At 56.0% G+C, this 13305-nt stretch carries 11 protein-coding genes; 6 read left to right on the forward strand and 5 right to left on the reverse strand.

Going from position 1 to position 13305, the window contains the following annotated elements; all coding sequences use genetic code 11:
- The first annotated feature begins 202 nt into the window (after window positions 1-202).
- The 4 genes from yvcK (at window position 203) to pmrB (ending at window position 4634) form a co-directional block, all read left to right on the forward strand.
- Entirely contained in the window at window positions 203-1111 is a 909-nt protein-coding gene (gene yvcK / locus MUU51_RS19035) for a uridine diphosphate-N-acetylglucosamine-binding protein YvcK (RefSeq protein WP_258968367.1), read from the forward strand.
- 133 nt (window positions 1112-1244) lie between these two features.
- Window positions 1245-2885, forward strand: coding sequence for a phosphoethanolamine transferase EptA (gene eptA, locus MUU51_RS19040; protein ID WP_159773662.1), 1641 nt, complete (start codon window positions 1245-1247; stop codon window positions 2883-2885).
- Window positions 2886-3557: a two-component system response regulator PmrA gene (pmrA, locus tag MUU51_RS19045; protein WP_258968368.1), complete on the forward strand. Its 672-nt coding sequence runs from the start codon at window positions 2886-2888 to the stop codon at window positions 3555-3557.
- Complete coding sequence (gene pmrB, locus MUU51_RS19050; protein WP_159773617.1) at window positions 3558-4634, forward strand: two-component system sensor histidine kinase PmrB; 1077 nt, start codon at window positions 3558-3560, stop codon at window positions 4632-4634.
- A 196-nt stretch (window positions 4635-4830) separates the two neighbouring features.
- Here the strand turns inward: pmrB and uvrB are convergent, their stop codons facing one another.
- Window positions 4831-6846 carry an excinuclease ABC subunit UvrB gene (gene uvrB, locus MUU51_RS19055; RefSeq protein ID WP_159773619.1) on the reverse strand — a complete coding sequence of 672 codons (2016 nt, stop codon included), beginning with the start codon at window positions 6844-6846 and terminating at the stop codon, window positions 4831-4833.
- 764 nt (window positions 6847-7610) lie between these two features.
- Between uvrB and MUU51_RS19060 the strand changes: the two genes are divergently transcribed.
- Entirely contained in the window at window positions 7611-8333 is a 723-nt protein-coding gene (locus tag MUU51_RS19060) for an ABC transporter ATP-binding protein (protein ID WP_159773621.1), read from the forward strand.
- Here MUU51_RS19060 and bioD read toward each other — a convergent pair.
- From bioD to bioB, 4 genes are read right to left on the reverse strand one after another with little or no spacing between them, the layout of a single operon-like run.
- Window positions 8308-8997, reverse strand: coding sequence for a dethiobiotin synthase (gene bioD, locus MUU51_RS19065; protein ID WP_258968369.1), 690 nt, complete (start codon window positions 8995-8997; stop codon window positions 8308-8310). The genes MUU51_RS19060 and bioD overlap by 26 nt on opposite strands.
- Entirely contained in the window at window positions 8990-9745 is a 756-nt protein-coding gene (gene bioC, locus MUU51_RS19070; protein ID WP_258968370.1) for a malonyl-ACP O-methyltransferase BioC, read from the reverse strand. Before bioC ends, bioD begins: the two co-directional genes overlap by 8 nt.
- On the reverse strand, window positions 9729-10886 hold the full coding sequence (gene bioF / locus MUU51_RS19075; RefSeq protein WP_258968371.1) for an 8-amino-7-oxononanoate synthase: 1158 nt from the start codon (window positions 10884-10886) through the stop codon (window positions 9729-9731). Before bioF ends, bioC begins: the two co-directional genes overlap by 17 nt.
- Window positions 10883-11923 (reverse strand): biotin synthase BioB, encoded by a 1041-nt coding sequence (bioB, locus tag MUU51_RS19080; protein ID WP_159773626.1) that lies wholly within the window; start codon window positions 11921-11923, stop codon window positions 10883-10885. The genes bioF and bioB overlap by 4 nt, the downstream gene beginning before the upstream one ends.
- Before the next feature lie 87 nt (window positions 11924-12010).
- On the opposite strand from bioB, the gene bioA reads away from it, so the two are divergent.
- On the forward strand, window positions 12011-13300 hold the full coding sequence (gene bioA, locus MUU51_RS19085) for an adenosylmethionine--8-amino-7-oxononanoate transaminase (RefSeq protein WP_258968372.1): 1290 nt from the start codon (window positions 12011-12013) through the stop codon (window positions 13298-13300).
- Window positions 13301-13305 lie beyond the last annotated feature (5 nt).

Here is a 13305-nt window from a genome sequence, read left to right on the forward strand (position 1 = left end):
AGTAGCGCGTAAATGACAGTTTCGCCATTTCACCCTTTCGCTATATAATTTTATACATAACGGACTAATCGTGCACTTTCGCTACAGAATACGCAAAAATCCTGCTTTTGCATTGATATGCGTCATTTTGACGGGATCCGACCATCGTCTTTTAGGGGTAGTTACGCTAAGGTAACGACGTCCGTCTCTGATAAGGAATACTATGCGCAATCGTACTTTTGCGGATCTCGATCGTGTTGTCGCACTCGGCGGCGGGCACGGTTTAGGGCGAGTGATGTCTTCTCTCTCCTCGCTGGGTTCGCGCCTGACAGGTATTGTCACGACTACCGATAACGGCGGCTCAACCGGCCGTATTCGTCGCTCCGAGGGCGGGATTGCCTGGGGAGATATGCGCAACTGTCTCAACCAGCTCATTACCGAACAGAGCGTCGCGTCGGCAATGTTTGAGTACCGTTTTGGCGGTAATGGCGAACTTTCCGGGCATAACCTCGGAAATCTGATGTTAAAGGCGTTAGACCACCTGAGTGTGCGGCCTCTGGAAGCCATCAACCTGATCAGAAACCTGTTGAAAGTCGACGCGGCGCTGATCCCGATGTCGGAAGTGCCGGTGGATTTAATGGCTATCGACGACGAAGGCCACGAAATTTACGGCGAAGTGAATATTGACCAGCTGAAACTGCCGCCTCGCGAGCTAATGCTCTCGCCCTCGGTGCCCGCCACGCGTGAAGCGGTGCACGCCATTGCCGAGGCGGATTTGATTCTGATTGGCCCTGGCAGTTTTTACACCAGCCTGATGCCGATTCTTCTGCTTGATGAGATGGCCCAGGCCTTACGTAGAACGCCCGCACCAATGGTATACATCGGTAATCTGGGCCGCGAACTGAGCCCGGCAGCGGCCAGCCTGACGCTGAAAGACAAACTAGCGCTGATGGAACATTACGTCGGCAAACCGGTTATCGACGCCGTCGTCGTCGGGCCGAAGGTCGATGTTTCCGGCATTGAAGATCAGGTCGTCATTCAGGTGCCGCTGGAAGCCAGCGACATTCGCTATCGCCACGACCGCCATTTACTGCGCGATGCGCTGGAAAAGGCCGTTCAGGCGCTAGGATAGCTCTGTTGCCCGGCGTTGCAACCCTTGCCGGGCCAGTATTGTCTCCCACATTAAGGACTTCCTTAATTTCTTAAGGTTGTCTTAAAACTCTCTTGTCATCATACCGTCATCTTAGTCTGCCGGATGCCCAATGATGTCTCGACTTTCCCTTCGTCGCCCAGCAATGGGGCACGTTTTCTACCTGGCCCTGTTTGCCCTGTATATCTCGTTGTTCCTCAATATCAGCTTCTACAAACAGGCGTTTACCCTGCTCCCTGTCAATTCGCTGCACAACGGTCTGGTGTACGCCACCCTGCCCGTCGTGGCGTTTTGCGTCATCAACATCATCGTCACGCTGGCGTCTTTTTTATGGCTCGACCGGCTGTTAATCAGCCTGTTTATTCTGGTCAGCGCTGCCGCACAGTATTTCATCATGACCTTTGGCGTGGTGATTGATCGCTCAATGATTGCCAACATCATTGATACCACCCCGGCAGAAAGCTTTGCCCTGATGTCGACCAAAATGGTGCTGACCCTCGGGCTGTCCGGCCTGCTGGCGGTGATTATCGTCTGGTGGATCCGCGTGAAGAAACCGCTGAGCGCCTGGCGCAGTTTGGCATTGCGCGCGGCCAGCATAGCCATTTGCGGCCTGCTGATCGTGCTTATCGCCCTGCTGTTCTACAAAGATTACGCGTCGCTGTTCCGCAACAATAAAGAGCTGGTTAAATCCCTCAACCCTTCGAACAGCATCGTGGCGGTCAACTCCTGGTACTCGCATGATCGTCTCGCGCATCTGCCACTGGTTCGCATCGGCGAAGACGCCATGCAAAAGCCGGTGATGAAAAATGGCCCGCGCCATAACCTGACCATTCTGGTGCTGGGTGAAACATCACGTGCGGATAACTTCTCTTTGGGCGGCTACGGGCGTGAAACCAATCCGCGTATGAAGCAGGATAACGTGGTCTATTTCCCGAACACCACCTCCTGCGGCACCGCCACGGCGATTTCCGTACCGTGCATGTTCTCGAATATGCCGCGTGCACATTACAATGAAGAGCTGGCGGAGCATCAGGAAGGCCTGCTGGATATCGTGCAGCGTGCCGGCATAAACGTGCTGTGGAATGAAAATGACGGTGGATGCAAAGGGGCGTGCGATCGCGTTCCGCATCAGGATATGACGCGTCTGAATTTACCCGGCCAGTGCATCGACGGCGAATGCTATGACGATGTGCTGTTCCACGGGCTGGAAGATTATATTAATAACCTGAAAGGCGACGGCGTCATTGTATTACACACCATCGGCAGCCACGGCCCGACGTATTACAATCGCTACCCGAAAAACCTGCGCACCTTTTCTCCGACCTGCGACAGCAATGAAATTCAAAACTGTTCGAAGGAACAGCTGGTGAATACCTACGACAACACCATTGTTAACGTCGATTATATTGTCGATAAAGCTATCAAGTTATTACAGTCGAAGCAGAACACCTTAACCACAAGCCTGGTCTATCTGTCGGATCACGGCGAATCACTGGGTGAGAACGGGGTTTATCTGCACGGGCTGCCGTGGTCTATCGCCCCGGATACGCAAAAGCATGTCCCAATGGTTATCTGGCTGTCCGATGATTATCAGCAGCGCTATAAAGTGAATTATCAGTGCCTGAAAGACCATGCAAAAGCGAGCCACTATTCGCAGGATAATCTTTTCTCTACCATGCTAGGCTTGGCGGGAGTGAGTACCAAGGAATATAAAGCGAGCGACGATATACTGGCGCCGTGCAGAGGAGCGAATTAAATGAAAGTGCTTGTTGTTGAAGACGATTCATTATTGCTGCAGGGGTTAATCCTTGCGATGCAAAGCGAAGGCTACGTCTGTGATGGCGTGATGACGGCGCACGAAGCCGCACTGTGTCTCGCTAACGGGCATTACAGCGTGATCGTGCTTGATTTGGGCCTGCCTGATGAAGACGGCTTACAGTTTCTGGCGCGTATTCGCCGGGAAAAAATCAGCCTGCCGGTACTTATCCTCACTGCGCGCGATACCGTCGACGATCGCATCGCGGGCCTCGATACCGGGGCCGACGATTATCTGGTGAAACCTTTTGCGCTGGAAGAACTCAATGCCCGGGTGCGCGCCCTGCTGCGTCGTCATCATAATCAGGGCGATAATGAAATCAGCATCGGCGACCTACGTCTCAACGTCACGCGTCGTCTGGTCGCCCTCGGCGAAACCCAGCTTGACCTGACGCCAAAAGAGTATGCTCTGCTCTCTCGTCTGATGACCAAAGCGGGTAGCCCGGTTCATCGCGAAATTCTCTATAACGACATCTACAGCTGGGATAACGAGCCGTCGACCAACACGCTTGAAGTGCATATTCACAACCTGCGCGACAAAATCGGCAAGACGCGCATTCGCACAGTTCGAGGGTTCGGTTACATGCTGGTGAAAACCAGTGAGGGTGCGTAAATGAAACTGCCGTTCATTCGCGACGTGCAGTGGACCATGCGCCACCAGCTGCTGCTGACCATCGCCAGTATTCTGGTGGTGTGTCAGGTTATCAGCGTGTTCTGGCTGTGGCATGAAAGCCAGGAGCAAATTCAGCTACTGGTACAAAGTGCCATTAACGGCCATAACAACCACAAACATATCGAACACGAAGTGCGGGAAGCCGTCGCCAGCCTGCTGGTGCCGAGTATGCTGATTGTTGGTCTGGCGCTGTGGATTTGCCTGCATGCGGTCAAACGCATCACCCGCCCGCTCTGGGATTTACAGCAGGAGTTGAATAGCCGCACGCCGGATAACCTGCAGCCGATTGAGCTGCCAAAATCCGTCAGTGAAGTGGACGCGGTCACGTCCGCCATCAATCAGCTGGTCGAACGTCTGAATCAAACTCTGGAGCGTGAACGTCTGTTTACCGCTGACGTCGCGCACGAGCTGCGCACCCCGCTCGCCGGGCTGCGTCTGCATCTGGAATTGATGGCGAAATCGCACACGATGATGGTTGACCCGCTGCTGCAGCGACTGGATCAGATGACGCAGAGCATTTCGCAACTGTTACAGTTGGCACGCGTTGGCCAGTCGTTTTCGGCAGGTAGCTATCAGCGAGTGCCGCTGGTAGAAGAAGTGATCCTACCGATTCAGGGCGAGCTGGAAACGATGCTCAGCCTGCGTGGGCAAACATTGAGCCTGCCATCGGCAGACAACGATGTGACGGTGTCGGGTGATGCCACGCTGCTGCGGGTGCTGTTACGTAATCTGGTGGAAAACGCGCATCGCTATAGCCCGGAAAACTCCACCATTACCGTGTCCATTGAGACAGGTATGCTGGCCGTTGAAGACGAAGGGCCGGGAATTGATGAAGCGAAAAGCGGCGAACTCAGTAAAGCGTTCGTGCGTATGGACAGCCGTTACGGCGGAATTGGGCTGGGATTAAGTATTGTCACCCGCATCGCACAGCTGCACGATGCGCAGTTCTTCCTGCATAACAGAAAGCCAGGACCGGGTGTGAAAGCATGGGTTAAATTCCCACGGCGTACGCGCTAATCAGTACGTCAGAACCCACTGGTGGAAGAAGCCAATCACTATCAGAAAGGAAACGAGTACGGTCAGGGTGGTGACGAAATTATCTTTTTGCATGGCGCTGTCCTCATTAAAGAAAGGACAGTCTGGACTACGAAGATTAACGCAACATTAAGGCCCAGACACGCGAGCGTGATCTGGGCCTTGTTTTAGCGATATTTTAGGATGCAGCGATAAATAGATCGCGCAGCTGATGCAGGCGGTCGCGCACTTCTGCCGCTTCTTCGAACTCGAGGTTCTGCGCGTGTTTCATCATCTGCGCCTCCAGCTCGTTGATTTTCTGCTGTAGCGCTTTCGGTGACAGTTCCGCAGCCTGCGTGACTTCTGCTGACTTCGACTTACCGCGACCTTTACCACGCGTTTTCGCCAGGCTTTCGCCCAATGACAGAATATCGACCACTTTCTTGTTCAGGCCCTGCGGCACAATGCCGTTTTCTTCGTTATAAGCCTGTTGCTTCTCACGACGACGCTCGGTTTCACCCATCGCTTTCGCCATCGAGTTGGTAATTCTGTCGGCGTAAAGAATCGCCTTCCCGTTGATATTACGCGCCGCACGACCGATGGTCTGAATAAGCGAGCGCTCGGAACGCAGGAAGCCCTCTTTATCGGCATCCAGAATCGCCACCAGCGACACTTCTGGCATATCGAGGCCTTCCCTTAACAGGTTGATCCCCACCAGCACGTCAAACTCACCGAGGCGCAAATCGCGGATAATTTCCATGCGTTCAACGGTGTCGATATCCGAGTGCAGGTAGCGGACACGCTCGCCATGCTCTTCCAGATATTCCGTTAAGTCCTCCGCCATACGTTTGGTCAGCGTGGTGACCAGAACGCGCTCGTTAATGGCCACGCGCAGACGAATTTCCGACAGCAGGTCATCGACCTGGGTGCCAACCGGGCGCACTTCGATGACAGGATCCAGCAGGCCCGTAGGACGCACCACCTGATCAACGATTTCATCGCCCGATTTTTCAAGCTCGTAGTTGCCGGGTGTGGCCGACACATAAATGGTCTGTGGCACCAGGTTTTCAAATTCTTCAAATTTCAGCGGGCGGTTGTCCAGCGCCGACGGCAAACGGAAGCCGTATTCCACCAGCGTTTCTTTACGCGCCCGATCACCGCGATACATGCCGCCAATCTGCGGTACGGTCACGTGGGATTCATCGATAACCAGCAGACCGTCGGCCGGCAGGTAGTCAAACAGCGTCGGCGGCGGCTCGCCCGGACCACGCCCGGAGAGATAGCGCGAGTAGTTTTCAATGCCCGAGCAGTAGCCCAGCTCGTTCATCATTTCCAAATCAAACTGGGTACGCTGGGAAAGACGTTGTTCTTCCAGCAGCTTGTTGTTTTCCAGCAGCACTTTGCGACGATCGACCAGCTCAACTTTGATCTCTTCCATCGCCTGCACAATTCGCTCGCGCGGCGTGACGTAGTGCGTTTTCGGGTAGACGGTAAAGCGCTGAATGGTTGATTCCAGATGGCCGGTCAGCGGGTCAAACAGCGACAGCCGCTCAACCTCTTCGTCGAACAGCTCCACGCGCAGCGCAATGTCGTCAGATTCCGCCGGGAAGATGTCGATAACTTCGCCGCGTACGCGGAATGTGCCGCGCTGGAAAGCCTGATCGTTGCGGGCGTATTGCAGCTCGGCGAGACGACGCAGAATCGAACGCTGGTCGATTATCATCCCCACCGTCAGGTGCAGCATCATCTTCAGATACAGGTCCGGGTCACCCAGACCGTAGATAGCGGACACCGACGCCACCACTATCACGTCGCGGCGTTCAAGCAGTGCCTTGGTCGCAGAAAGACGCATCTGTTCAATGTGTTCGTTCACAGAGGCGTCTTTTTCGATAAAGGTATCTGAGCTTGGGACGTAGGCTTCCGGCTGGTAGTAGTCATAGTAGGAGACGAAAAACTCGACTGCGTTTTCCGGGAAGAACTCTTTCATCTCGCCGTACAGCTGAGCCGCCAGCGTTTTATTCGGTGCCAACACCATCGTCGGGCGCTGAAGGTCAGCAATGACGTTAGCGATGGTAAACGTTTTCCCTGATCCGGTTACTCCGAGCAGCGTTTGGTGCGCCAGACCATCTTCAAGCCCTTCTTCCAGACGACGAATGGCCTCGGGCTGATCGCCAGAGGGTTTGAAAGAGGAATGCAGTTTTAACGGTTTACTCATTAACGACAACCTGATGAAGGGGAAACGGGCAGACGATTAATTCTACTCGCCGCACCAAAATTTGCCAATAATAAATACTGGATAAAAAAACAGTAACGCATTATCGTATTTGTGTTACCGGTTCCACGGGCGTGCAACTGCGGGGGAAATTTCCCCTGCGACGAGATAAAACACCAGATGCAGCAGGTTATCCCCAGAACATTCCCACATTTAACATTTGTCAAGATGCGTAATGAATCTTTTATGGCAGCCAGTGACACTTTTCTTACAGACATTGCTTTTATCGAAGTGATTGATAAAAAAAGAGAATATCGAAAAGCCGCGTTTCGCATCAATTTGGACGCAGGCCGCGTCTTCTCTCGCCTACCGTGAGTTTTCTAACTCTAATGCACATGGTTATCCACAGGAATGGTGGATAACTACCTGCAGCCCAACTCCCCTGCCACTCGCGCAAAACGCACCGGCACCTCAAAAGGCTCCGGTAAAAATTTTTTATCGCTCTTTTTTGTCTTTAATCATCTAAAAGTGCCCTTATTTTCTGATGAGATATTGCTCACAAAATCAGCATCAGCGCTGCACCACCAGCCGACATGTTGACCCACCAGAGCACTGACAAAGTGCAGCGGCTACGTTCTGACGCCATCTCAACGGGCTGATTTAGGGGTTAAATCCGAAATACGCATCATTCCCGAGCGGCATTTCTCTTCTGGCAAGGGATTTGCAGAATCTTATCGCCGCTGACGGCCACACCGAAGGAGAAGCCGATGTTGAGTTTACGTGCAGTGAATCACTATTACGGAAGTCAGCATATTCTGTGGAATCTCAGCCTCGACCTCGCGCCCGGAGAGTGCACCTGCGTGCTGGGGCTGCCCGGCATGGGAAAAACCACGCTGGTGAACTGCATCGCGGGGTTTCAGGCTATCGAAAGCGGCACCATGGTCTGGCAGGATGTCAGCGGGCCGCCGCGCGACCTGCTGATGCTCTCGCCGCCGCTAAGGGCTGCCATGGGCATTGGTTATGTGTCGCAGGATAAGCGTATTTTCTCGCAAATGACGGTAGAGGAAAATTTGCAAATTGCGATGAAGGCAGGCCATGAGGGCACCGGCGCTATTGGCAGCGATATCTTCGACCTGATGCCAGATTTGTATCCGCTGCGTCACGTCAAAGGCGCGCTCATGTCGGACGACGATCAATACCAGCTGGCGTTGGCCAGCGCGCTGGTCACCAAACCGAAATTGCTGATCCTCGATGAACCGACGCGCGGCATGGGTCAGGGATTTATGCACACGCTGGGGGAATGCCTGCTTCGCCTGAATCGCGATCTGGGCCTGACAGTGCTGCTCGCCGAACAGCACCTGCCGTTTATTCGCCGGGTGGCAGACAAATTTTGCCTGCTGCATCGCGGGCGTAACGTCGCGCAGGGTGCAGTCAATCAGCTCGACACCCGACTGCTGGAGCAGTTTATGACACCGGAAGAAGCGCCGTAAGGTTAAGATATTGTCCCGGCTCGGCGGCTTCTGGCCCGTGCTCCAGGTACGGGATCTCGCCAAGGAGCGGCGCGGGGAGTAGACGCGTTAAGGTCGCCAGATATTCCGCATGGCGTTTGCCGGGGGGAATAACGTCATTGGCAATCCAGCCTACAAGCGGCAATCCCGCCTGCGCTATCGCCTGAGCTGTCAGCAACGCATGGTTAATGCACCCGAGCTTAACGCCGACCACCAGAATCACCGGCAGCCGCTCGGCCTGTACCCAGTCGGCAAACGTCCAGTCGGTCGCCAACGGCGTATACCAGCCGCCCGCGCCTTCCACCAGCACCCAATCCGCCTTGTGCGACAGCGCCTGTAATCCGGCAGATAGCGTATGAGCCTCTATCGGCCGCCCTTCATCCTCGCTAACGATATGCGGCGATGTCGGCTCCGCGAAGGTGTACGGATTGACCTCGTCATAGTTCAACGTCAGGCCACTGTTACGCTGTAAGGCCAGCGCATCGGTATTGCGCAGTCCATCAGCGGTCATTTCGCTGCCGGAAGCCACCGGTTTAAACCCTGCGGTACGAAACCCCGCCCGGTTTGCGGCCTGTAAAAGCGCACAGCTGGCCACGGTTTTCCCGACTTCGGTATCAGTTCCGGTGACAAAATAGCGTTCAGTCACGTTCAATCACTCCTGTAAAAATATGGTACGTCAGGGCGCAGCGCCCGTTTTGTTTGGGCCATACCAGCTGAAGCTGCTGCAAATGTCTACGGGTCAGGGTTTGCGCCACCCTGCCTTCGTGCAGATGGGTCGCGCCAATGCCTTTCAGCGAACGCATGGCGCTCAGCGCGTCATCAAACGTGACGCTTAGGGTGTGGATATGATGCTGACAGCGATAGCCCTCAAGCGCCGAGAGGATCTCATCCTGCGCTAAGAATCGATTGGCGTGCGGCTGGTGGTCGATAGCCTGCCACGCCAGATTCAGCTCCGGCAGCGAATCGGCCACCAGCGTGCTGAACGCCACCAGCCCCCCCGGACGCACCACGCGATGCAACTCCCGCAGCGCTGACGCCAGCGATTCACACCACTGTACCGCCAGATTGCTCCACGCCAGACAAAACTGCCGATCGGCAAGCGGCATGGCTTCGATATCTGCTTGCACGTAATGTTGTGCCGAATGTTGCCGCTGGGCTTCGGCCAGCATCTGCGCCGATATATCCAGCGCCGTGACGTTGCTCCCCGCGTCGGTCCAGACACGGCTCATGCTGCCCGGCCCACAACCTGCATCCAGCACCTGTTCAAACGGCCGTTGTGGAAGCTGAGCCAGCAACGCCGCTGCGCTCTGGCGTTGCAGTTCGTCATGCTGCTGATATTGGCTGGCGGCGCGACCGAACGCCGCCGCAATCGCCGGTTTATTCACGGGCGGCATGCAGCACCTCCAGCAGGGTGTCGATATCGTGTGGTTGATGCGCCGCCGTTAGGGTCACCCGCAGACGTGCAGTGCCTGCCGGGACCGTTGGCGGGCGGATGGCCGTCAGCCAGCAGCCCTTGTCACGCAGCCGTTCGGCTATCTGCAACGCACGTGCGTTTTCACCGACGATCAGCGGCTGAATGGCACTGTTCGATGCGGTTAACTGCATATCCAGCTGCTCTGCGCCCTGACGAAAACGTGCGATGTGGCGGTTCAACATCTGCCGACGGGATTCGCCCTCATCGGAACGGACAACCGCCAGCGCCTGACTGAGCGCCACCGCCTGAGCAGGCGGCATACTGGTGCTGTAAATCAAGTGACGAGCGAACTGCAGCAGATAATCCGCAACGTCTTCGCGGCACAGCACTGCCGCGCCGCTCAGGCCGAAGGCTTTACCAAATGTCACCACCAGCAAATCGGGTTTCACCTGCTGGGCGGAACAACTCCCACGCCCTTCTTCGCCGCATACACCCATTCCGTGGGCATCGTCCACTAACAGCCAGCCGTTCGCAGCGCGGGTTGCTGCTGCAATCTCAGCGAGTGGGGCATTGTCGCCATCCATACTGAAAATACCCTCTGTTACCGCCAGCTGCAGGCCGTCAATTGGCTTCGCGAGCAGGGTCGCCAACTGCGCGCTGTCGTTATGCGCAAAGCGCCGCAGCTGTGCCGGGCTGTGGCTCGCGGCCTCCATCAACGACGCGTGGCTCAGACGGTCGGCAACAATTCTGTCCTCTTTGCGCATCAACGCTGCAATCAGCGCCTGATTGGCGGCAAATCCTGAGATAAACAGCAGCGCTCGCGGGTAGCCCAACCAGGCTGCCAGCCCCTGCTCAAACTGCTGATGCGCCTCGCTATAACCGGTGACATGCCCCGACCCGCCGCTGCCGGTGCCGTAACGATCGGCACCCTGCTGCCAGGCGGCGATAATCTGCGGATGCTGACTCAGGCCAAGGTAATCGTTGCTGGAGAAATTGAGCCAGCGCTGCTCGCCCTGCACCAGCCAGCGCCCGGCGCCGTGGGTGACGGGATAACGACGACGAAACGCATCGGCGTCACGTCGCTCGCTCAGTGCGCTGTCAATGCGATGCTGCCAGCTCATACCGTCGCCGCGTTGTAATACGTTTCGGTGTCTGGCGTCATTAGCGCCTGCTCAAGTTTTTGCTGCTGTTCGATATCGCCCGACAGCACCGCCGTCTGCTCCGGGTTCATCCCCAACTTGCGGAACAGTAGCAGGTCTTTGTCTTCTTCCGGGTTCGGCGTGGTCAACAATTTGCAGCCGTAGAAAATCGAGTTAGCCCCGGCCATGAAACACATCGCCTGGGTCTGCTCGTTCATTTTTTCGCGCCCGGCTGACAGGCGCACGTGAGAGGTCGGCATCATGATCCGCGCCACCGCAATGGTGCGAATAAAATCAAACGCATCGACGTCTTCGTTGTTTTCCATCGGCGTGCCTTTGACCTTCACCAGCATGTTGATGGGCACGCTCTCCGGCGGCGTCGGCAGATTCGCCAACTGGAGCAATAGCCCGGCGCGGTCGGTAACGGTTTCGCCCAAACCGACAATCCCGCCGGAGCAGACTTTAATTCCCGCGTCGCGGACTTTGCCGAGCGTATCAAGGCGCTCCTGATAGGTACGCGTGGTGATGATGTTGCCGTAGAACTCCGGTGAGGTATCGAGGTTGTGGTTGTAGTAATCCAGGCCAGCCTCACCCAGACGCTGCGCCTGAGTATCCGACAGCGTGCCCAGCGTCATGCAGGCCTCCAGCCCCAATTCCTTGACGCCTTTAACCATTTGTTCGAGGTACGGCATATCGCGCTCGTGTGGATTTTTCCACGCGGCCCCCATGCAGAAACGCGTCGAACCGGCATTTTTCGCCTTGCGCGCCGAGGTCAGAACCTCTTCCACTTCCATCAGGCGCTCGGCCTCAAGCCCGGTTTTATAACGCGCACTCTGCGGGCAGTATTTGCAGTCTTCCGGGCACGCACCGGTCTTGATCGACAGCAACGTACTGACCTGAACCTGGCGTGGATCGAAGTGCTGACGGTGAATGGTCTGCGCGTCAAACAGCAGTTCCAACAGGGGTTTGTTAAACAGTTCAGTGACCTGCGACATTGTCCAGCGTACGTGGTGAGCCATTGGCATCTCCAAAAGGGGTTCAGTTGTTTCTCGGTTCGGTGTAGGATCGTAAACCTAAAACTTTTCAAAATGGTTTACAAGTCGATTATGACCCAGGACGATCTTAGTTTCGATCAACGCCATATCTGGCACCCCTATACCTCCATGACCGCCCCGCTTCCGGTTTACCCGGTGGTGGCTGCGCGCGGCTGCGAGCTGGAACTGGCTTCCGGCGAACAACTGGTAGATGGAATGTCGTCCTGGTGGGCGGCGATCCACGGCTATAACCACCCGCGGCTGAATGCCGCGATGAGCGGGCAGATTTCGCAGATGTCACACGTGATGTTCGGCGGGATAACCCATCCGTCCGCGGTGGCGCTGTGTCGCCGACTGGTGTCAATGACGCCCGAATCTCTGGAGTGTGTGTTCCTCGCGGATTCCGGTTCGGTGGCGGTGGAAGTGGCGATGAAAATGGCGTTGCAGTACTGGCAGGCCAGAGGTGAACCGCGCCAGCGTTTTCTTACGTTCCGCAACGGCTATCACGGCGATACCTTCGGCGCGATGTCGGTCTGTGACCCGGACAACTCAATGCACAGCCTGTGGAAAGGCTATCTGCCGGAGAACCTGTTCGCACCCGCGCCGCAGAGCCGTTTCGATGGCGAGTGGGATGAAATGGATATGGTGCCGTTTGCCCGCCTGATGGCCGCACATCGCAGTGAAATTGCCGCCGTTATCGTCGAACCGATTGTTCAGGGCGCGGGGGGAATGCGAATGTATCACCCGGAGTGGTTGCGTCGACTGCGCAAAATGTGCGACCGCGAAGGCATTCTGCTGGTTGCCGATGAAATCGCCACCGGATTCGGCCGCACCGGTAAACTGTTTGCCTGCGAACATGCAGGCATCGCGCCGGATATTCTGTGTCTCGGCAAAGCATTAACCGGCGGCACGATGACGCTTTCTGCGACGCTCACCACCCGCGCAGTGGCCGACACCATCAGCAACGGTGAGGCGGGCTGCTTTATGCACGGCCCGACATTTATGGGTAATCCGCTGGCCTGCGCCGTAGCGGCAGAAAGCCTGGCGTTGCTGGAGGAAGGTCACTGGCAGCAACAGGTTGCCGATATCGAAGCACAGCTCAAGCATGAACTGGCTGAAGCACGGACTTCGCCGCAGGTGGCGGATGTGCGGATTTTAGGGGCCATCGGCGTGGTGGAAACTCACGCGCCGGTGAACATGGCGCGGCTGCAAAAATTCTTCGTCGAGCACGGCGTGTGGATCCGTCCGTTCGGCAAGCTTATCTACCTGATGCCGCCGTATATCATCAGACCAGAACAGCTGACACGCCTGACGGACGCCTTAAAAGCCGCTCTCAACGACAATACGCTTTTTGCGTCCTGAGCTAA

This window comes from Scandinavium manionii (assembly GCF_024764775.1).
In the GTDB taxonomy this organism is placed as follows: domain Bacteria; phylum Pseudomonadota; class Gammaproteobacteria; order Enterobacterales; family Enterobacteriaceae; genus Scandinavium; species Scandinavium manionii.